Here is a 21,265-nt window from a genome sequence, read left to right on the forward strand (position 1 = left end):
ATGGTAAGTGTCAGTGATAGTTGTTGTAACGTTTATTTCTTTAATTAATAGATCACTATAAGGGGAGAAACCTGTGGAACGCGAATCGATGGAATTTGATGTAGTAGTAGTCGGTGCAGGACCCGCCGGGCTCTCAACCGCATGTAGAATCATGCAACTGGCGCAACAAAATGAACAAGAATTAATGGTATGCGTGGTTGAAAAAGGGTCAGAAGTTGGCGCACATATTCTCTCTGGAGCCGTATTTGAACCTAGAGCGTTAGACGAACTCTTCCCTGATTGGAAAGAAAAAGGCGCGCCATTAAATACGCCTGTGACCGAAGACCATATTTACTATTTAAACAATGAAACATCGGCGCGCAAGTTGCCAAACGCCATCACGCCAAAAACAATGCACAATAAAGGTAATTACATTGTCAGTATGGGCAATGTATGCCGCTGGCTTGCGCAACAAGCTGAAGAACTAGGAGTCGAAGTATTCCCAGGATTTGCCGCGGCAGATGTGATCTATAATGAAGATGGCAGTGTGGGTGGCATACTTACTGGCGATATGGGCATCAGCGAATCGGGTGAACACAAAGATAGCTATATGCCAGGTATGGAATTACGAGCAAAATATACCGTCTTTGCTGAAGGCTGTCGTGGTCATCTAGGCAAGCAATTAATCGAAAAATATGCGTTAGATGCAGACAAATCTCCACAGCATTACGGCATTGGTTTTAAAGAAATCTGGGATATTGATCCTGCCAAGCATCAAGAAGGCTTAGTCGTGCATACTGCCGGTTGGCCGCTGTCTAAAGAAACCGGTGGCAGTTATCTTTATCACGCAGAAAACAATCAAGTATTAGTGGGTATCATTATTGATTTGAATTACAAAAACCCGCATTTAAGCCCATTTGATGAGTTTCAGCGTATGAAACACCATCCGGTATTCAAACAATATCTTGAAGGTGGCAAGCGGGTTTCTTATGGCGCGCGAGCAATTGCCAAGGGTGGCTACAACGCACTTCCTAAAATGACCTTCCCTGGCGGCATCATGGTCGGTTGCGATGCAGGCACACTTAATTTTGCCAAGATAAAAGGCAACCACACCGCAATGAAGTCTGGCATGTTGGCAGCTGAAGTCATTGTTGATGCCATTAAAGCTGATAAGGTGGCGGCAGACTTAACTGATTACGCTCATAAATTTGAGCAATCATGGTTGTTCGATGAATTGTACAGTTCTAGAAACTTTGGTGCAGCGTTACATAAATTTGGGACATTCTGGGGAGGAGCATACAATACCTTCGAGCAGAATATCCTCGGTGGTCGAGCAATGATGACACTAAAAGATGAATCAACCGACCATGAGTCTTTAGAATTAGCCAATAAACATGTCAAAATTGATTACCCCAAACCTGATGGTGTGTTGAGTTTCGACAAATTAACTTCGGTGTTTTTGTCAAATACCAATCATGAAGAAGATCAGCCTTGTCATTTAACCTTGCGTGATCCTGCTGTGCCTATTCAGGTCAATCTGGCTAAGTATGACGAACCAGCTCAACGATATTGTCCCGCCGGAGTGTATGAAATCATTGATGATCCGAATGGCAACAAGTGCTTGCAAATTAACGCTCAGAACTGCGTTCACTGTAAGACCTGTGATATCAAAGATCCAACCCAGAATATTGTCTGGGTGGCGCCCGAAGGCGCTGGTGGTCCAAATTATCCAAACATGTAATAAGGTACTAATCAGCTGGTGTGAATAATCGCCACACCAGCTGGCTTTTTAGTTAAATTGGATAACCTATGACACAACTTAATTACCAATTAACATCACAAGATCCATCCAAACCTTATTTGATTTTACTGCATGGATTATTTGGCAACTTAGATAATCTTGCCATGGTGCGCCGTGAATTTGTCGATTCTCACAATGTATTGAGTGTGGATTTGCCCGATCATGGCAAATCCATGCGATCCACGGAATTCTCGTTTCAACACTATGCGCACTCCATCGTCAGTTTAATAGATGAATTGAGTATTGATAAATCGCAAATACTAGGCCATTCTCTGGGTGGTAAAGTGGCAATGCAAGTTGCCTTACAGTTTCCCCATAGAGTAGAAAAGTTAGTGGTAGCCGACATAGCACCAGTTGCTTATTCGCCGCGACATCATAATGTGTTTAGTGCGCTTAACTCGGTTGATCTGAACACCCTAACCTCGCGCACTGAGGCCACCGAGATTCTCTCTAAACATCTTAAAGAACCTGGCGTAAGTCAATTTTTATTGAAAGGTCTAACGCAAGTGGACGGTAAATGGCAATGGCAATTTAACTTGGCCATGCTGGAACGAGACTATGCACAGCTTTCTCAAGCGATCGACACTCAGCCTCCCTTCATGTCCCCTACTTTATTTGTTAAAGGTGGAAAGTCAGACTATATCTTAGCGGAACATCGAGATGCCATTATGGCATTATTCCCCAACAGTCAGGCAAAAATCATTGGTTCTGCGGGCCATTGGTTACATGCAGAGAAACCACAGATATTTAATCGTTTGGTCAGTGAATTCTTAGCGAATACGTAAATCAAAGCCCTATATTTGGCTGCTAACTTAGGTCAGATCGGCGTCTTCTTTGATCACTTTGCTAAATCTCTAGGTATAAAACACCGAATCCCTACATTGTGGATTCGCTTAGAAGGTGTTTTGTGCTATATTCTGCGCGTTTTTGTGAACTGAGGGGTAATTGTGTTTAGCGACTATTATGAGCAAATCGAAGCCATAGTGCTTAATTTAACACTTCTCGTATTGTTCGCAGTGATGGGATACGCAATCCACGATGTTTTAAAGAAGAACGATGTCCCTATGGTGGGTCGTGCAGTAGTATATTTAGTATTGTTTCTGGGAGCAGCCGGTTTTCTCGCGAAAGGATTAATTCAAATCTTTTATGAAAGCAGCGGTGTCTAACAAGCCCCAGAACGAGATTTTTAAAGGTAAGGAATAAAACAATGGCAAGTGTAGGTTTGTTTTTTGGTAGCGATACGGGTAACACAGAGCACGTCGCCAAGATGATCCAGAAAGAATTGGGTAAAAACCTTATTGATGTGCATGATATTGCCAAAAGTAGCAAAGAAGAAATTGCTGAATTCGATTTACTTCTTTTCGGTATTCCCACTTGGTATTACGGTGAAGCCCAATGTGACTGGGATGACTTTTTCCCAGAGTTAGAAGAAATTGATTTTACTGATAAATTAGTTGCGATATTTGGCTGTGGTGATCAAGAAGATTATGCCGAGTATTTCCTTGATGCAATGGGCATGGTCAGAGATATCGTTGAAACGCGTGGCGCTATCCTAGTTGGTCAGTGGCCAACCGAAGGATATGACTTCGAAGCATCAAAAGGCATGGCCGATGAAAACCACTTTGTCGGTTTAGGTATCGATGAAGATCGTCAGCCTGAATTAACTGAAAAACGCGTTAAAGACTGGTGTAAGCAAATTCACGAAGAGTTATGTTTGGCTGAATTAGCCTAAAGATCACTTGCATTAAATAACCGGTGGAACACCATCAAAAAACATGGTTTCACCGGTATTCTTAGCTATCACAAAAGGTTAAGTGAATAAGTCGCTATTTCAACTTCTCAGATAAACAAGGATCACACAGCATGAAAAACACGTTGTTTCAGTTTTTAGCGGGTTGTTTTTTTACGGCAATATCACTTAGCACACAAGCCTCTGACACGGTCGAACATTCACCGTTAGCAGACTTAAAGAATTATCAAGTGAATACAGCTCGAATGGTGAGTTCAGGACTTCCAAATCGGCAGCATTTTGAAACCCTTAAGTCTCAAGGGGTAACGCACGTAATAGACTTAATTCCTGGCGACAGAGCCGATGAAATTGCCATGATGGAAGCATTAGGGCTTGGCTATCACAATGTACAAGTGGATTGGGAAAACCCTACCCTAGCCAATTTTGACGATTACGTGTTGTCGATGCAACAAAGCCTCAGTAAAGACGGGAAAACCTTGACTCATTGTCGTTTAAATTGGCGGGGAGCCGTATTTACCTATTTATATCGCGTAACGCAACTTAATGAGTCTGAGCAAAGTGCTAGACAAGACATGTTAGCGATCTGGCAGCCCAATGAAACATGGCAGGCATTTATTGACCAAGTGAAGGCCAAATACCAACAACACTAACCTTCAATCCTTAGCCGTGTTAGATGCAGAAAAACACCCAATGAAGCGATAAGCAAAGCGGTACTGCAAATTATCGCGACGGGATAATATAAGTTTCCAGCAAGGTCTAGTTGGCTATACTTAATAACCATGATCAATCCCTCCAAAGATAACGCGATACACACGGTGCCAATAAACCGAGGGAGGGTTCTTCTTAAGCTAACAACGGCATCTTCATCTTCCTCTTTGCCTGAGTACTCCTTGTTAATAACCAATGCTAGTTCAAACACCGCCAACGCGATGATTCCGGTATTAATACTGCGTAAGAATATCTGCATGATATCCTCACCACCGGTCAGCCCTACATAAAGCGTACTGATTAATGAGGCAATAATGGCGATTGCCAATCCAAAGAAAATAAAAGTAAACAACTTGGCAAAGGCAGTGCGTACCAAAGAATTGATTCGATTATTCATAATTTCCTAATCGTAGTTCAGTATGACTTAGCTATAGCTGTGCTTAAAACAATGCTAAGCGCGAATGGCCTAGTAATGCAAAACTCAGCAAATCACCCTTGCGATTGCTGAGCATCAGAATAGCGATCATTTAGATTTACAGGGTAAATCGACTCACGGCTTTCTTCATTTCAATCATGAGTTGATCTAGCTCTTTAGTGGCTTGAGTGGAGCTATGTGTGGTATCTGCACTTTTCTCAGCTAACTCGACAATACTTTCCAGACTGTTAGCCACATTTTCAAACAAACTGTCTTGTTCAAGGGTCACAGAAACGATCTCTTGATTCATTTTGCGCAAGCTACTAATGGTTTCGCCAATCTCAGCCACTTGCTGATTGACCTCTTGAATTTGCTGTTCACTTTGTTTGGCATATTCACTGCCTACACTAATGGCTTTAACCGCTTGCTCGGCATCAGACTGCAAGGTCGCAATCATAGATTCAATTTCTTCAGTTGAATTGTGCGTTCGGTTTGCTAGGGTGCGAACTTCATCGGCAACCACTGCGAAGCCTCTGCCTTGCTCTCCGGCTCTAGCGGCTTCGATAGCGGCATTGAGAGCCAACAAATTAGTTTGCTCAGCAATGGTTTTGATCACATCTAAAATAGTCCCGATCTTTTTACTATTTTCATCGAGACGATTAATGATCGCTGATGATTGCTCAGCTTGTTCTGCTTGTTCAGAAATTTGTTTGTGGGTTTTTTTCACCAATGTGGTTACTTGCGCACTTTGCTCGCTGACTGATTGTAGATGCTGCATACCAATTTGAATTTGTTCTGTATTGCGCTTACTTGCCACCCTGATTGAATGCGTGTCGGTAGCGGTTGCACTGACCTTCTCTTTTTGTTGTTCAACTTGCATTAATGTCTGATTACCCAGTCGAGCACTGGTTTCAGTGGCTAACTCTAAAGCCGACTCCTGAGTATGAATCTGACTAACCACATTATGTAAGCTTTCAGTTAATCGATTGACGTTTTCCGCCAACACCGCAAATTCATCATCATTAGTGGAATAGGCTTTGTGGGTCAAATCGCCGCTACTGATGATCGCTAAGCTACGATTTATCCTGGTGATTGGCTTGGCGATACTGCGAGCAGCTACCCCACCCAACACGATGGCTATTACCAAGGCAATGATCGCGATCACGACCCCTTTTAAAATATTCGATTGGACGGTATCAATAATGTCATTTTGACCGCTTAGGGTATCGTCGTTAACCTTAGAAAATACCTGAGCAAACTCTTCAATCGCAGTGTTAAGTTGAGTCGCTGCCACTTGATGATGTTCTTTGGCCTCTATAATCAGCGAAATCTTTCTTGTCTGTAATTCAAACAATCCACCAGGTTGAGAAAGTCCATCTGACAACAGTTTAAACTGTTCATTAAAAGAAGCGACATAACCATCTGTCTCAATGGTTTCGGCCAGGCGATTAATGTAATCCAAATCAACTTGGATATTACTCATCACAAACTCAATATCACCTTTGATTGTTTCGCTTAACTCGCTGTCGGTCACATTGGTGTATTCTTTTAAAGAGTTAATGATATTAGTGATTTTATTGTCGACGTTTAGTCCAGAGCCTATTAAGGTTTCCAAATAGGGGTCGTCACTTTCTAAAAACGACAAATCTAGCATGAGAGCACTGCCCTCATCTGCAATTGCGAGTAATTCCGACGCCTTTGCTTTGATCTGTATATCGAGTTCTAATTGGGTCAATCTCGCTTGGTACATCAACTGAGATTGTTCAATGTATTGCTCTGCCCCCAGCGCGCCTTGTTTAAACGCCGTGTTGTTTTGACTGATAATCTTATTCAATCCAGCCAAGTTTTCAGTGAACTGAGCGGATAACTCATCGAAGGTTTGTTTATTCGTAGCCAAGCCCGCTAACGAATCATCATAGTACCCATTGGTTGATACGCGTGCTAGCGATAGGATCCCCGTTTGGACTTGCAACATCTTTGCCTGAACAGGCATTTTCTGTTGCACCACACTTTGCGCTGAGTCGCGTATTTCTGCTAATCCCCAATAAGAAATCACATTGGTGATGATGATGATACAACCAAAAAATGCAAAACCAGCGATTATTCGATTGACTACATTGTTCAAATTCATACTAAATTCCGAGTTCGAGTTAATCCTTTATCGTCAACATACCAAAAATAATGAGCAAAAACAGAGAGTAAATGTCGATCAACTTCCAGAGTATAGAGTAAGTCTATTGTGACTAAAACGCCAGTTTAACAAATACCTTCAATTCTTTTAAAACTGCACGTTCTTTGGCCATTAAGTGCTCAGGCTTTGATCATTTAGCGAAGTGAATGCCACTGATACCCCGCTAGACCTTTCAAATTAAAATTACTTCCCTATAATAAGGTCAACTATTTATTGTCAGATATGAAGATGGACCAAAATAAAGAACTTAAGAAAGCCGGACTCAAAATCACTCTGCCTCGACTCAAGATCCTCGAAATTCTTCAAGAGCCTAGCAATCAGCATATAAGTGCTGAAGATGTGTACAAACTTTTGATTGAACAAGGCGAGGAAATAGGTTTAGCGACGGTTTACCGCGTATTAAACCAGTTTGACGATGCGGGCATTCTTAACCGGCACCACTTTGAAGGTGGTAAATCGGTTTTTGAGATGAGCCATAAAAAGCACCACGATCATCTCGTCTGCCTAAAATGCGGAAAAGTCATTGAATTTGAAGATCCGGTGATTGAAACCCGACAAGATGAAGTGGCCCAACAAAACAATATGAAGCTTACCCACCACAGTTTATATCTTTATGGTGAGTGTACCCTTGAAGACTGTGAAGAAGACACCGAGTAATTACCGCTAGCGGGCAAAGTGACTCAGTCACTTTGCCCTATTCTCCTTGATAATCGTTTTGGCATACGAGTAACCAGTTCATAGCCAATAGTGTCAGCATATTTGGCCACTTCATTGGCATTAAGATTTTTTCCCCAAAGCTCTACACTGGAACCAATCTCTACATTTTCTAAATCTGTTACATCCACAGTTATCATATCCATAGACACTCGCCCGCAAAGCTGCGCGCGTTGACCATTCACTAATACGGGTGTGCCAGACTTGGCATTGCGCGGATAACCATCACCATATCCAACCGCGATAGTCGCAATTGTAGAGGCACGTTTAGCTGTCCAAGTATTGCCATACCCGACGCTTTGTTGGGCTTGGATTTGACGTAACGCTATCACCTTTGACGTTAGCGTCATTACCGGTTGCAGGGGTTCAATCAGGTCCTTAGGTTCGGCAAAGGGAGACAAGCCATAGAGCATGATCCCAGGTCGGTTCCAATCGCCATGGCTGTTAGGCCAAGCTTGCACTGCCGCAGAGTTGGCAATGCTGACGGTAACAGGCTGTGAACTGATTTGTTGGATCTGCTTAACACATCGGTTAAATATACCAAGCTGCTCTTGAGTTGCTATATTTTTAACCTCATCCGCTACTGACAAATGCGTCATTAGGACTATCTGATTGACGCTTTGGCTAGCAGAGAGGTCATCAAACACGCTGGCTACATCACTTTCATTAAACCCTAAACGATGCATGCCTGTATCAACTTTCAACCAAACAGTAAGACCTTTTTGTTGTTGCAATTGGGCGAGCATGTCAACCTGCTCACGGTTATGCATAACCACATCAAAGCCTTGTATTACGGCACATTCTAACTCTTGTTGGGAAAAGCACCCTTCTAGCAACAAAATCGGAATTCGGATCCCTGCCATCCGAAGTTCCATCGCCTCTTCGATACTTGAAACAGCGAACATGGCCACCTGAGACTGCAACGCCTGAGCTATGTCAATCGCACCATGGCCATAGGCATCGGCTTTGATAACCGCTACCGTTTTACTGTTTGGAGCGAGCGATTGTGCAATGCGACAGTTGTGTTTGAGTGCGTCTAAATCGATGAGAATTTCCGTTGGCCGGCTCATATACTGTGTCATTACCCTTGTTTAAATAGCATTGTGGTTGTTTGATCTTCAATAGCTAAATTTGAGTCGATCAAATAATTGTTGTGCGATATCACACCACTTTCCTTTAGCACCATTCCCTACAGCGACACCATCAAGCGTCACCACAGCACTGACTTGTTTACTCGAACTTGTCAGCCAAATTTCATCAGCAGTCCGTGCATCGCTGAGCAATATGGGCTTTTGCACAACCTCAATTTGTGTGTGTTTAGTTAACATATCAATCAGCATGGCGCGAGTAACACCGGGCAAAATTTGATTATCTAAAGGTGGGGTAAATACACGCCCCTTTTTCACCACAAACACATTACTGGTTGAGCCCTCAGTTAACTGCTGCTGAGCATTGTACAACAAGGTTTCATCTACGTGTAAGCGTTGCGCGTGCTGAAAATGCAAAACATTGGCTAATAACGAAGTCGCTTTTATATGACAATTGCGCCATCGCTGATCCAGTTGTGTCATAACCTGTAGCTCAGGGCTATCAACAGCAGCTAAATAAGCAGAGCTGGCCATTGCCTGACACATGACAAATATGGTGGGGCTGATATCTTGCGAAAATCCATGTTGCCTGATGCGATCGGTTCCCCGACTCACCTGAATATACACGCTGACATCTTTTGCTTGATTGCGCTTCATTAACGATTCGATTATGTCTTGCCACTGTTGATAGGACCAATCAAGTGAGATACTAATACTGTCCAGCCCAGCTCGTAATCGTTGAATATGCAATTCAAAACCGATTAGTTTGCCCGCTTGGCAAGGGATAACTTCATAGATGCCATCACCAAATAAAAAACCTCGATCCAGTGGTGAGATCCTTGCCTTTTGCTTATTTAGAAACTGGCCGTTCAAATAGACGGTGTCATTAGCCATTGTGCTCCTTCCCCTCCTCAAACCATCGTTTAAGTCGAGCATGGTGTAACGATAAAATATTATGCGCGTCTTGAATGTCTATCGGTTCAAATGACACTGTAACGCCAGCAGCACTCTGTGCCAGTGCATCACAATCGAGTGACAATATACTACCAATTTTAGGATAGCCCCCCACTGTCTGTCGATCGTTGAGCATAATTATCGGTAGCCCTTGCGGTGGAATTTGCACTGCACCGCGTGTGATCCCTTCTGAATACAATGAGCGCGAGGGCGCAATTATAGCATCGCCTTCTAACCTCACTGCCATGCGACTTGATTGTGCAGAGACCGTAAAAGTGCGGCTAAAAAGCTGTTGTAACTGAACAGCGCTAAAGTCATCGATTTGATATCCCTTTATTACTCTTAAGCTAAGATGCGTAGACGTTTTCTCACTAACTTCTTTGGGGATTGTTCGATTAACCGACGCTAAGGAATGGTTGGAAAACGGCAATTGGTCACCATCGGCCAGCTTAGTCCCTTTACCATCTAATCCGCCTAGTCCATCTCGAGTGACAGTAGTGCAACTACCAAACACTTGCTGAACGTTAAATCCGCCGGCAATCGCCAGGTAACTTCTCAGACCAAATCTGTTTTCGGCTATACACACCTTGTCACCCGCTCTTAACCTGTGACTTTGCCGCACATTCATAGTGTGTTGATTGATCTTCAACACAGACACCCCACCGGTAAGTGCGATAGTACAAGGCTGACTGGTAGTAAAAACAACGTCACTTGCGAGTATTTCTACACTCGCTAAAATTGTCTGATTACCCACTAGCCAATTTGCCCACAAGCAACTGCTTTGATCCATAGGGCCACCTTGAGTCACGCCGATGTTTTGGAACCCTTGCCGACCTTTGTCAACAACAAGCGATAGCACACCTGCACGAATAAATGTCAGCATCACATCGTTCCCTCGTTTTCACGCAACAAGGAATGATACTGTTGACTATCAATCGGGCTAAATTTAACCAAATCCCCTACGGTAAAAAGACAAGCAGGTTGTTTGTTAGGATCAAATAATGAAATCGGACATAAACCAAGGATGTTCCAACCGCCGGGTGACTCATTGGGATAAATTGCCGTTTGCCTATCTGCGATCGCAACGGCCCCCTTAGGCACCACTTTTCGCGGGGAATCTAATCTTGGGGTGGCAATCTTTGGATCGGTCTCCCCCATAAAGGCAAAACCCGGAGCAAAGCCTAAGCTAAAAACGCGATATGTGACATCACAGTGAAGCGTGATCACGTCATTGACACTGATCTCATTATGCATCGCGATACGAGCCAGATCGTTGTCTTGTGGTAATTCATAACAAACCGGCAAGGCTATTACCTTGTTCTCATCATTTGTCAGTTTATGGTTTCCTTGCGATGCGATTTGACCGCAAAGTTTAATCCGTTGTTGCATTTGGTAGTGATCCGTTTGAGTAAGATCAAATACCACTAACAACGATTGATAAGCAGGAATTAATTCAAGGATTTCATTAATTTGCTGCGCTAGAAGCGCCTCGCTAAGGGCAGTAATGGCTTGATTATTCTGCAGCAACGAATAGCTCTGACTATACACAATCAATGCATTTTCACTGGCTATCTGTATGTTAAAGCTCACGGCTGCTTTGCGTTGGCTGAATTGACTTTTGGCAATAACTGGCGAATTTGGCGAACCGCATCCAAAGCGTGCACCGAATCACCGTGCACACATACGGTATCAATGCTCAGGGTCAGTCGTTTTCCAGTTTGGCTTATTACAGTACCGTTGTTGATCATTCCTTGTACCTGCTGCAATGTTTCAGCTAAATTTAGCACCGCATGTGGCTCTCGACGAGAGAGTAATTGACCGTCATCGCGATAACGTCGATCAGCAAAAGCCTCAAACAGTAGTTTTATGCCATATTGCTTAGCAATATTCTGCAACGGTTGAGTTTGCGGCAGTGCTTGGATCACCAATGGCAAATCAATCGAATAGTCAGCTATCGCTTTAACCACAGATTCGAAAAGCGTCATATCCCTCATCATGTCATTGTATAGCGCGCCATGAGGTTTTACGTAATCCAATGTCTTTCCTTGTACCTTTGACATGCCTTCAAGTGCAGCAATTTGATAATGCAACATAGGGATCAGTTCTTGTTGAGTAAACGCCATATGTCTACGCCCAAAGCCCTGTCTATCGGGATAGGAAGGATGCGCACCGATACTGACATCACATTGCTTAGCCCAACGAATTGCACTTTGCAGGACAGACGGATCACCGGCATGGTACCCACAGGCAATATTGGCCATATCAATGTGCGGCATGATGTCTTGATCGTGAGGCATCTGCCATGTGCCAAAACCTTCCCCCAAGTCGCAATTAAGTTTTATCAAGCGCTTATAGCTCCCGCTTTTTTCAGATACAATGGCGTAATCATTGTATTTGTTGAAAGTGTATTCTGTCACTAGTTTACGCATTTCAAATAAAAAGTCAGGCCTATGCTAAAAATTGGAAAAATTAATCATCTCGAAGTAGTAGATGAACTACCGTTTGGATTTTACTTAGACTCAGGGCAACAAGAACGTATCTTGCTACCCACCTCATCCGCGCCTAAAGACTGCGAGATAGGACAGTTCTTAGATGTGTTTGTTTATCACGATAGTGAGGATCGGATCATCGCCACCACCAAGACCCCCTTGGCTTTAGTGGATGAAGTGGCGGTGCTACGGGTTAAAAGCTTAACCAGTGTCGGCACTTTTATGGATTGGGGTTTAGAGAAAGACCTGTTAGTGCCTTTTAGCGAACAAGAAAAACCGATGTCAGAAGGCGTTAACTACGTTGTCTATGTTTTTCAAGATCCTGAAACTTCTCGCTTAGCCGCATCAACCAAATTGAAAGACTTTCTTAGCGAAGATGGACATGATTTAAAAGCAGGTAAAGCTGTCGAACTCATCATCGCTGGCCGCACCGACATGGGTTATAAGGCCGTAGTGGATGGTACTCATCTTGGTTTGTTGTTTAAAGACGAAGTGTTTAAAACCATCCGAGTTGGTGATAAAACGCAAGGCTTTATTAAGCGCATTCGCGACGATGGCAAAATTGATTTATGTTTTCAGTTTCACAGTCAACGAGCTAGAAAGTCTTTATCAGATCAAATCATAGAAGATTTAAAAGCCCACGGTGGTATTTCCACGTTGACCGATAAAAGCTCACCACAAGATATCTCACAGCGTTTTGGCGTGAGTAAAAACGAGTACAAAAAAGCCCTAGGCGCCTTGTTTAAACAAAAACGCATCCTATTGGCCAAAGACAAAATTTCGTTGTTGGAAGAGTAAGTAATAATAAAGGAGTTTCCATGAAAGCAACCGTGACCTGGCAACAGGATCTAAAGTTTGAGTGCACCACTGAATCAGGTAAATCGTTAGTACTTGATGGCAATGGTGAAGGTATGTCACCGATGGAATCGGTGTTGTTAAGTGTGGGAGCTTGCTCGTCTGTGGATGTGGTGGAAATTATGAAAAAAGCCCGTCAACCGCTTGAGCATTGTCATTGTGAGCTAACCGCTAAGCGTGCTGAAGATGCCCCCAGAGTATTTACCGACATTCATGCTGTGTATGTGGTTAAGGGAGACAACATCAGCGAGAAACACTTGGCGCGAGCAGTACAATTATCTTGTGAGAAATATTGCTCGGTGATGTTGATGCTCAATGCAAAGGTCAATATCACCACCGACTATCGAATCGAATGAAATTAAAAGAGTCCATGTATCAGTTGCCATTTTGCTTTTGATACATGGACTTATTGTATGAATAACGCTGTTAACGTTTAACTATTCGCTGATAGTTGCTGCTTTGCTTAGGTTAACCTCTGTTGTGTCCTGTTCAGCTAACGCTTGGATATCTCGCACATTCTTTTGTACGGTAACTGCAGCAAAAAGAGCTAGCGTATAAGCCATGCCAAAGAATCCTTTTTCGCTTAATAATAAGTCTGCGTTGATCAAGCCAATAACTAACATCGCTATTGCGATAGCAGATGATCCCCATGATAAAATTCCGTAAAGTGCTGAGGTGGCAATTCCTTCCGCTTTGTCACGGATCGTTTTTTGCAGTGATACCATCGAAAACAAACCATAAAGTAACGTTATTAAGTAATAGCCTTTTTCATTTAGCTCCATTGGAGCATTGAACAGCCCTATGCCATAAGCGCCTGCACCTATTAACAAAGCGGCAATCGCTGCTAGGCTAAATGATTTGGTTGGCCCTTGAATCTGAATTGATGGTGTTTGTTGCATGTCCATAATATTCTCACTTATCTTAGTTTGTTTTCTTAAAGCTTGGTGATTAACAGCATATTGATTGTTGTAACACCTAATTAAAAATAATGTTTTATTACGCTTTTCTCGATGAATTAACCTAATAGGTCAACTAAAGTGATTGAATTTCACCTTTACTGTTTAATGTCAAAAACTCATCTGCCAATTGGTTTTTCTGTAAGTATTTTCCGATAGTGGTAAATGTGGTGGTGTAGACCTTTCCTTTGTGATCCTTAGTGGTCACGTCATCCATCAGCATCGATCCAAACATTAATTTAACACGGCTGGTGTTAACTCGTTGTGGACTGAAATGCGCGGCAGCATTGGCTTTCAAACGTGCAATATCTAAAGTGTCATAGATAGCTGCATTGATTAAATCCAAAGTGTATTCGGTACAGTTTTGAAACTGAGAATTAAACGGGTTCGCTATCACCGAATACTTTGGATTGTGGAGTGCTTGATCATTACCCGCAGCAATCAGCGCAATCAATTTCTGTTGGAGTTGAGTATCTGGAATTACAATCCCTGCTTTAAGCTCATGGGCTCCCCAAAAGAAATCAACAGGATAGTCAACCACCAGTTCACTTTTGTCTGGGCTACCCGCAGTTTGATACAAGTTATGGATCGCATAACCTTGCAGCACTTCACCGCTATTCAAGGTAATATTTGAATACACAGCGATAGCGGTATGGGTAAACATAATACCGTCGGGTAGATCTTTTTCAGGCCGTCCCATTCTGGCAATAATAAAAGCTCGCGCACCTTTGGAGGCCGCATATTTTTCTACATCTTTGGCAAACTTAATAATTTCTGCAGGCTCATGCTGAGGTTCAGCCTGACTTTGGCTACCAGCCCAAGCATTAGGAACAGCGAGGATGACAAAGATAATAATTAAACGTAATTTCATTGGTTAATTTCCCTATCGTTAATTACAGGAAAAGCCGCTGCGACGCAGCGACTTACTTTTCATCCTGTTGTTGCTTTACCACTTGATTCGGAGCCGGATCAGCGGTGATGGTACGCTCAGTGATCACTAAGGTATGCTGGTGACTATGGCTGCTGGCATGTGAAGCTTGTGCACTGTCAGCCATGGATGTACCCACTTCAGATATTACAGAACCAGCTACAACACTGGTACCAGCTACTACGATAACAGGTACAGCGACAGCAGCACTTGCCACTGTAGCGGTTGACGCAAGCCCTTCTGAGGCAGCAAGTGCAGAGTGTTTACTCGCTTGCCCACTGTGATTAACAGAATCTTGAGCAAATACGCTGGTAGAGCCTACTGATAGCAAAATGAATAGTGCTTTAGTATATGGTTTCATTGTTCTTCCTCGTTGGTTGCGAACGAGATGAAGATTAAATCCAGGTATACTTACTGTAAACATCATTCGATGATGTATACTAATTTTGTACGTATGGTTTATTTTTTTAATACTATCGAGGTATTTATGAGTCAAATTGGTCAGGTGGCAACTACCTTAAAGGGCTTACTTAAGCAGCAGCAACTCACCTATAAAAGTCTGGCCGAAAAACTGTCAATGAGTGAAGCCAATGTTAAACGTATTTTTTCGACCAATAGCTTCACCTTAGAACGACTTGAAGAGATATGCACAATATTGAGTATCAGCCTTACTGATTTGTTTTATCTTTGCCAACAGAACACTGAAAAACTAACCCAACTGACTGAAGAGCAAGAAAATCAACTATTAGCCAATCCCAAATTACTGTTAGTTGCAGTATGTGTACGAGACAGTTGGACTTATAAAGAAATCATCGAACACTACGACATTGATCAATTCGAATGCACACGACTATTAGCCAAATTAGACAAGTTGAAGATTATTAATTTGTTGCCGAATAATCGCTACAAACTGTTAATCGCACAAGACTTCAGATGGATCCCCAAGGGCCCGCTAGAAAAATTTATGGAGCAAGAAGTCATGGTGAAGTTTATGGCACCTAAAAAGGATGAAAAATGGAATTTCCGACTTTACATACGTGGGCGGTATTCTCAGTCTTCGGTAGAGATCATCCAACGCAAGCTCAACCAACTAACAAAAGAAGCCTCAGCACTTAATCAAGAAGATGCCTCGTTGCCACTAAGCAAACGAGAGCACATGGGTATTTTAATGGCCATGCGTCCTTGGGAGCCGTCCTTGTTCGAAAATATGCGTCGTAAACCCAATCTCTAAACTAGACACCCACTTTAAAGTCCAGTTTTACTGAGACACCCACATTAAGAATGGTTAAACAGCCATTTTGTTCTATGCTTTAGGGCAATCAAACAACCAAGGATGGTCTGTTATGCCCCAACCACGTAAAAACCAAATCAGTTTAATTGATACTCCTTACTACCACTGTGTTTCACGCTGTGTTCGTCGCTCTTTTTTGTGCGGTGAAGATAGCCTGACGGGACAAAGCTTTGAGCATCGCCGGGCGTGGGTGGAAAAACGTTTGTTATTTTTAGCGTCAGTGTTCGCCATTGATATTTGTGCGTATGCGGTGATGAGTAATCATACCCATGTGGTGCTGTGTGTGGATAAAGAAACCGCGGATAGCTGGTCGATGACTGAGGTGATTAGGCGTTGGCACCAGTTGTATCAAGGTACTTTGTTGAGCCAACAATATCACAAAGGCGAGCCGCTCAGTGATGCTGAGCTTGTAAGTCTTGAGCAAACGGTGAACATTTACCGTCAACGCTTATACGACATCAGTTGGCTGATGCGCAATCTGAACGAGCACATCGCCCGTGAGGCGAACAAAGAAGATGACTGTACGGGGCGATTTTGGGAAGGACGCTTTAAATCTCAAGCCTTGTTAGATGAAAGTGCGCTAGTAGCCTGTATGGCCTATGTCGACTTAAACCCCATACGAGCCAACATGAGCAGCACACCTGAAACCTCAAAGCACACCAGTATTCAAAGGCGTATTCACGCGCTTATCAAGGGTGAACAACCCCGCACCTTAATGCGGTTTATAGGCAATCACAAAAAAGACATGCCCAATGGTATCGCGTATAGCCTAATTGATTACTGTGAACTGATTGAGAGCACGGGCAAGTGTATTCGTCAGGATAAAGCCGGTCATATCAAGTCGCAACACAGCTCCATTCTAAACAGTCTTGGTCTTAATGCAGAGCAGTGGTTAACCCTAACGACCGAGTTTGAACAACACTTTTACACCGCCGTAGGTAGTGAACACATGCTTCAACAATTCAAACAACACACAAAGCATCAACGCATACGAGGGATGGCAAAGGCCAGAGCCTTATTGCAACACGCCTAGAAACAATCCACTCCAAAATAAACCCCCATCAACTCAATGTTGCTAAATCTGGCTGCTTGCTATTTGAGAATTAAGGCGATTTTCAACATACATCTCAACCAAAATATAAAAACAGCCATTCTAAGCGGGATTTAAGGCGTAGAAACGTCATTAATTTCTATTTAGCAGAGAAGTTGGGGATTCTAATATAAAAGTGAGTGTCTATTTTATTAAAGTGGGTGTCTACCATTTTGTTCTAACATTAACCGCTGTTTTGTCGAAAGGTTTCTTAGTTATTTGCATGAAAAAGAATTAGTTGGTTGGAAGAGATCCTCTCGAGCAACATGTGTAGATAATACTGAAAGAAGCATGATTACGCGTTAAAAATTCAGTATGGCACTTTGAGAATATGGAATGTCATAAAAAGATCGCTTTTATCGTGCCACCTTCGCTCGTTGTTCAGGGGTCAGTAAGTTCAAATAATCTTGGTCAATTTGCAATTGTGGATTGGCTGTTTTTTGCAATAACAAATAGTCGATTAAATCCTGTTGTAACGATGCGATTTTGAGCCGTTGTTGTTCATCAGGTGCTGATAGCAGTTGTAGACGTTTAAGTTTGTCTGCAACATCTAGTAAATAGCTACTTTGAAGTGGAGCAGTTTGGGATTGTTGCAGTCGTGCACCTGTGACCACTATTTCCGTCATTGCTATTTGGTCATCCGCATTTGTCTGCGCATCCAACAGTACCTGCACATTAGATTGCATGCTCATTTCTAACCCCTGCATCAATTCATCTTCATTGCTGACAAGTCTAGGTTCAATCTTAGTTAAATTATCAATTTGAAACTCTTCAGGATTGATGTCCAATTCAGCATTCTGGATCGCCTTGGCTGCTAATTCTTGCGCTTCTTGTTCCGCATAGTTCGATTTTTGAGGCTCGCTAATTTCCGATTCGGCAACCTCTTGTTGTTTAAAGTCTTTTAATTCCGGTGCCATCCTTAAGAATTCTTGTTGTTGACTAGTTTGTTGCCTTTGTGCTGCTGATGCTTTGGTCTCCAGCACGGCCCTTTTTCTAGCGGCAGATTCATCTAAAGTAGCTTGGTCCGCTATGGCATAAGAATCAGCGGGAATGAAATCAGGTTGAGCTTGCTTAAGATCAAACTGCCCATATTGGGTGTAGACTATGACACTAACAAAAATGACTGACGCTGCGATAGAAGTCGGCCATTGCCACTTACGCCATTGGCTCGGGCTACTATCAGGTGCCAATGAACGCTGCTTAACCTGCAATTCAGCCAAAGCTAAGATGGCCTCATCGGTAGATTTGCAGGGCTGCTCATCAGATAACTGCGCGTAAACTTGACTTAGTTTAGCTTGTTCAAGTTGTTCGCTTGTTGTTTGGTTATCATTACTCATTGTGCATAACCTGATTTTCAGTCAGTCCTAATTTAAACCGTAAACAATCTGCCAACTGCTGAGATGCATAACGCAAACGGCTTTTGGTCGCTTCACGAGATGCACACACCACCTGCGCAATTTGCGCGGCTGTCATGTTGGCATCTTCTTTTAATACAAATACTTCTAATAAATGCACTGGCAGCTTATTCAAGCATGATTTCATTGCTTGTCGATTTCGTTGGCTTTCATACTCAGCATCGACAGCACTACTGCCAATGATATGGTTGCACGCTACTTCAGATTCAAGCTCTGCTGTGTCTTCCACTACACGGTTATAAACCTTTAAGTGACGTACGTGATCAATGACTTTATTGCGAGCTATGGTAAACAGCCAAGTCGTAAACTTAGCCGTAGGCTGAAATCCTTTACCATGCGTAATCACTTGGCTCCACACTTCTTGTTGCAGATCCTCAGCTAAAACTGCGTCTCGCGTTTGACGTAACAGGTAGCGAAAGGTTGCCGCTTTGTGACGCTGATACAACACAGAAAACGCCCTCACCTCCCCTTGTACATACCGGGCTAACAGCGCTTCATCCTGTTCCACGTCTGTGTATATTGGTGGTTCTGTCTCACTCAATCTAGCGGCCTCATTAACCCTTGTCACTAACCTAAGCGCTAGGTTTGGGCGCTTAGGACCATTAAAATAGACAACCTGCACTTTATATTGGTTGGAGCGTTTTAGTCATTCGAATCAAACTAACAAACTCTGCTCGATAGCCATAATCATCTAGACCTTTGTTTTGATTGGCAAGTGTTAGTATCGAATCAAGGTCGAATTTGCTTGAATATTGGCTATTTTTCAGAATCTGAGCAAAGCCAACCACCGCAGTTGCAAATTTAAAGTCGCTATTTTGTTGAGCAAACTCCGTTATTTGAGACTGTGCAACGGCATGGCTAATTAATTGACTGGTATCGGAATCAATGGGTTTGTATCTAAGCTTAACAAATGCCAATTCATCGCCTGCGGATTTCGAAGGTGTAGCCTGTGCTTGATAGCGCAACGGGTCAACTTGGGTTGCACTGCCTTGCAATACCAATTCATAAAATGCCGTTACTGTATGACCTGCTCCAATTTCACCAGCATCCACCTTATCATTATTAAAGTCTTCACTATTGAGGGCGCGATTGTCATAACCAATCAGTCGGTATTCAGCCACAGTATCAGGGTTAAACTCAACCTGAATTTTAACGTCTCGTGCGACCGACTGTAAGGTTGCCTCTAATTCTTCAACCAACACTTTGCGCGCCTCGCTAAGGCTATCGATGTAGGCATAGTTGCCATTGCCTTTATTCGCTAATTGTTCCATTAAGTGATCATTGAAGTTACCTTGTCCAAAACCTAAAGTGGTCAATTCAATACCTTTTGAACGTTGTCGTTCAACCAATTCAATCAGTTGATTGTGATCAACCATGCCCACATTAAAGTCACCGTCGGTGGCGAGAATAACGCGATTTACGCCGCCTTTTTGAAACGATTGAGCTGCCAACTTATAGGCCAATTCAATCCCCTGCCCGCCATTGGTTGAGCCACCGGCCGAAAGTTGTAACAAAGCCTGTTCAATTTTAACTTTGTTGTTGCCCGATGTCGGCTCAAGCACCACACCTGAAGCCCCGGCATAGACAACTATAGCGACACGATCATTCTCGCTAAGCTGTTGAGTTAACATACTTAACGCCCGCTTAACTAAAGGCAGTTTGTCTGAGGAATTCATCGAGCCTGAAACATCCAACAAAAACACTAGGTTCTTGGCAGTACTACTAGATGCTTCAGGTTTAGGTGCTTTTATGCCAATTCGCATCAACACACGATGTTTATCCCACGGTGATACCGCTAACTGAGTATCGATTGCAAAGGGATGGCTATTATCTGGTGCCAATTGATATTGATAGTCAAAATAATTCACCAACTCTTCGATACGCACCGCATCCGCTGGCGGCAAATAGCCTTGGTTAAGCATTCGCCTTACATTGCTGTAGCTGGCCGTATCAACATCAATGGAAAAGGTTGATAGTGGATTGGTATGGGGGGTGAACACGCCATTTTCTGGGGTGTGGTGGTATTGCTCGGTGTAGGTTGGATTATCATGCATCCTAGCTGCTGGAGCCATTAGAGTGGGTGTCTCGATAAGCTTATTAAAAGTGGGTGTCTCAATAAGATCGGACGCTAAGCTCTGAGCAATCTCACCTTGGCTACTTTGCTGCTTAGCTATCTTTGCTCCGGTCACTACAATCATATGTTGTTCAGATTCACGTCTTTGTCTTTCTTGATTATTCCTTTGTGTAACCAATTGTTGCGCCTGTTGCTTTGCTTCGTCGCTTTCTTGTCTGGCTTGCTCATTGGATGTTGAACAGCCACCTATCACAGCCATGGCTAACAGCCCTAGAACAAGCTGTTTGCGCTTTGCAAACGCGAATTTAACGGCGTCGGATTGCGGAGTTGTTGTGATCAATTTAGCTTTCATGATTTTGCCTTTTTGTTGATTGTTTATCCTTACCAACGGCCTAACTCAACAAAAGGGTTATTTATTTTTAAGCCACCAACTAAGACCAGTCACAGCCAGTAACATTTGAACTAAGAAATAGCGTAATTCACCAATTATACTGGCCAAATAAAATAACGCACCTCACCGACAACCGCTAACGTATTGTTTTTATGAAATATTTACGACTGGCACAG

Annotated in this window: 23 protein-coding genes; 10 read left to right on the plus strand and 13 right to left on the minus strand. The window is 43.0% G+C overall.

Translation table 11 applies throughout. From position 1 onward, the window contains the following. The first annotated feature begins 73 nt into the window (after window positions 1–73). From ABD036_RS01600 to ABD036_RS01620, 5 genes are all read left to right on the plus strand, one after another. The gene (locus ABD036_RS01600; protein ID WP_343855917.1) at window positions 74–1,720 is read left to right on the plus strand and encodes an electron transfer flavoprotein-ubiquinone oxidoreductase; all 1,647 of its coding nucleotides are present in this window, start codon (window positions 74–76) and stop codon (window positions 1,718–1,720) included. A gap of 68 nt (window positions 1,721–1,788) precedes the next feature. Further along, a complete protein-coding gene (locus ABD036_RS01605) occupies window positions 1,789–2,565 on the plus strand; it encodes an alpha/beta fold hydrolase (protein WP_343855918.1) in 777 nt (258 codons plus the stop codon). 162 nt (window positions 2,566–2,727) lie between these two features. Continuing rightward, window positions 2,728–2,946 carry a DUF2788 domain-containing protein gene (locus tag ABD036_RS01610; RefSeq protein ID WP_343855919.1) on the plus strand — a complete coding sequence of 73 codons (219 nt, stop codon included), beginning with the start codon at window positions 2,728–2,730 and terminating at the stop codon, window positions 2,944–2,946. Between the two features lie 41 nt (window positions 2,947–2,987). Continuing rightward, window positions 2,988–3,512, plus strand: coding sequence for a flavodoxin FldA (fldA, locus tag ABD036_RS01615; protein ID WP_343855921.1), 525 nt, complete (start codon window positions 2,988–2,990; stop codon window positions 3,510–3,512). A gap of 131 nt (window positions 3,513–3,643) precedes the next feature. Next, window positions 3,644–4,180: a protein tyrosine phosphatase family protein gene (locus tag ABD036_RS01620; RefSeq protein ID WP_343855924.1), complete on the plus strand. Its 537-nt coding sequence runs from the start codon at window positions 3,644–3,646 to the stop codon at window positions 4,178–4,180. Here ABD036_RS01620 and ABD036_RS01625 read toward each other — a convergent pair. Beyond that, a complete protein-coding gene (locus tag ABD036_RS01625; RefSeq protein ID WP_343855925.1) occupies window positions 4,177–4,635 on the minus strand; it encodes a hypothetical protein in 459 nt (152 codons plus the stop codon). The two genes, ABD036_RS01620 and ABD036_RS01625, sit on opposite strands and share 4 nt — an antisense overlap. Before the next feature lie 136 nt (window positions 4,636–4,771). Continuing rightward, window positions 4,772–6,784 (minus strand): methyl-accepting chemotaxis protein, encoded by a 2,013-nt coding sequence (locus tag ABD036_RS01630; protein WP_343855927.1) that lies wholly within the window; start codon window positions 6,782–6,784, stop codon window positions 4,772–4,774. A gap of 288 nt (window positions 6,785–7,072) precedes the next feature. On the opposite strand from ABD036_RS01630, the gene fur reads away from it, so the two are divergent. Further along, entirely contained in the window at window positions 7,073–7,501 is a 429-nt protein-coding gene (gene fur, locus ABD036_RS01635) for a ferric iron uptake transcriptional regulator (protein ID WP_343855929.1), read from the plus strand. A gap of 23 nt (window positions 7,502–7,524) precedes the next feature. On the opposite strand, the gene alr is transcribed toward fur, so the two are convergent. Genes alr through ABD036_RS01660 form a run of 5 tightly spaced genes read right to left on the minus strand, consistent with a single transcriptional unit; the run spans window position 7,525 to window position 11,942 of the window. Next, on the minus strand, window positions 7,525–8,640 hold the full coding sequence (gene alr / locus ABD036_RS01640; RefSeq protein ID WP_343855931.1) for an alanine racemase: 1,116 nt from the start codon (window positions 8,638–8,640) through the stop codon (window positions 7,525–7,527). Between the two features lie 36 nt (window positions 8,641–8,676). Further along, window positions 8,677–9,540, minus strand: a complete 864-nt coding sequence (locus tag ABD036_RS01645) for an aminotransferase class IV (protein WP_343855933.1) — start codon at window positions 9,538–9,540, stop codon at window positions 8,677–8,679. Then, window positions 9,533–10,483: a 5-oxoprolinase subunit C family protein gene (locus ABD036_RS01650; RefSeq protein WP_343855934.1), complete on the minus strand. Its 951-nt coding sequence runs from the start codon at window positions 10,481–10,483 to the stop codon at window positions 9,533–9,535. Before ABD036_RS01650 ends, ABD036_RS01645 begins: the two co-directional genes overlap by 8 nt. Further along, window positions 10,483–11,190 (minus strand): 5-oxoprolinase subunit PxpB, encoded by a 708-nt coding sequence (pxpB, locus tag ABD036_RS01655; RefSeq protein WP_343855936.1) that lies wholly within the window; start codon window positions 11,188–11,190, stop codon window positions 10,483–10,485. The genes ABD036_RS01650 and pxpB overlap by 1 nt, the downstream gene beginning before the upstream one ends. Then, window positions 11,187–11,942 carry a 5-oxoprolinase subunit PxpA gene (locus ABD036_RS01660; RefSeq protein WP_343856546.1) on the minus strand — a complete coding sequence of 252 codons (756 nt, stop codon included), beginning with the start codon at window positions 11,940–11,942 and terminating at the stop codon, window positions 11,187–11,189. Before ABD036_RS01660 ends, pxpB begins: the two co-directional genes overlap by 4 nt. Before the next feature lie 108 nt (window positions 11,943–12,050). Between ABD036_RS01660 and ABD036_RS01665 the strand changes: the two genes are divergently transcribed. Next, entirely contained in the window at window positions 12,051–12,887 is an 837-nt protein-coding gene (locus ABD036_RS01665) for a CvfB family protein (protein ID WP_343855938.1), read from the plus strand. Window positions 12,888–12,907: 20 nt separating this feature from the next. Beyond that, complete coding sequence (locus ABD036_RS01670) at window positions 12,908–13,300, plus strand: OsmC family protein (protein ID WP_343855939.1); 393 nt, start codon at window positions 12,908–12,910, stop codon at window positions 13,298–13,300. Window positions 13,301–13,381: 81 nt separating this feature from the next. On the opposite strand, the gene yiaA is transcribed toward ABD036_RS01670, so the two are convergent. From yiaA to ABD036_RS01685, 3 genes are all read right to left on the minus strand, one after another. After that, window positions 13,382–13,825, minus strand: coding sequence for an inner membrane protein YiaA (gene yiaA, locus ABD036_RS01675; protein ID WP_343856547.1), 444 nt, complete (start codon window positions 13,823–13,825; stop codon window positions 13,382–13,384). A gap of 151 nt (window positions 13,826–13,976) precedes the next feature. Then, window positions 13,977–14,771: a DUF2145 domain-containing protein gene (locus ABD036_RS01680; RefSeq protein ID WP_343855941.1), complete on the minus strand. Its 795-nt coding sequence runs from the start codon at window positions 14,769–14,771 to the stop codon at window positions 13,977–13,979. Between the two features lie 52 nt (window positions 14,772–14,823). After that, entirely contained in the window at window positions 14,824–15,189 is a 366-nt protein-coding gene (locus ABD036_RS01685) for a hypothetical protein (protein ID WP_343855942.1), read from the minus strand. A gap of 126 nt (window positions 15,190–15,315) precedes the next feature. Between ABD036_RS01685 and ABD036_RS01690 the strand changes: the two genes are divergently transcribed. Both ABD036_RS01690 and ABD036_RS01695 read left to right on the plus strand, forming a co-directional pair. Further along, window positions 15,316–16,059 carry a helix-turn-helix domain-containing protein gene (locus tag ABD036_RS01690; RefSeq protein ID WP_343855943.1) on the plus strand — a complete coding sequence of 248 codons (744 nt, stop codon included), beginning with the start codon at window positions 15,316–15,318 and terminating at the stop codon, window positions 16,057–16,059. Window positions 16,060–16,171: 112 nt separating this feature from the next. Then, on the plus strand, window positions 16,172–17,152 hold the full coding sequence (locus tag ABD036_RS01695) for a transposase (RefSeq protein ID WP_343855945.1): 981 nt from the start codon (window positions 16,172–16,174) through the stop codon (window positions 17,150–17,152). Between the two features lie 413 nt (window positions 17,153–17,565). On the opposite strand, the gene ABD036_RS01700 is transcribed toward ABD036_RS01695, so the two are convergent. The 3 genes from ABD036_RS01700 to ABD036_RS01710 form a co-directional block, all read right to left on the minus strand. Beyond that, window positions 17,566–18,546 (minus strand): hypothetical protein, encoded by a 981-nt coding sequence (locus tag ABD036_RS01700; protein ID WP_343855946.1) that lies wholly within the window; start codon window positions 18,544–18,546, stop codon window positions 17,566–17,568. Beyond that, window positions 18,539–19,165: a sigma-70 family RNA polymerase sigma factor gene (locus ABD036_RS01705; RefSeq protein ID WP_343855958.1), complete on the minus strand. Its 627-nt coding sequence runs from the start codon at window positions 19,163–19,165 to the stop codon at window positions 18,539–18,541. The genes ABD036_RS01700 and ABD036_RS01705 overlap by 8 nt, the downstream gene beginning before the upstream one ends. 82 nt (window positions 19,166–19,247) lie before the next feature. Continuing rightward, entirely contained in the window at window positions 19,248–21,050 is a 1,803-nt protein-coding gene (locus tag ABD036_RS01710) for a YfbK domain-containing protein (RefSeq protein ID WP_343855960.1), read from the minus strand. Between the last annotated feature and the right edge of the window lie 215 nt (window positions 21,051–21,265).

Origin of the sequence: Aliiglaciecola litoralis (genome assembly GCF_039523355.1) — a bacterium.
In the GTDB taxonomy this organism is placed as follows: domain Bacteria; phylum Pseudomonadota; class Gammaproteobacteria; order Enterobacterales; family Alteromonadaceae; genus Aliiglaciecola; species Aliiglaciecola litoralis.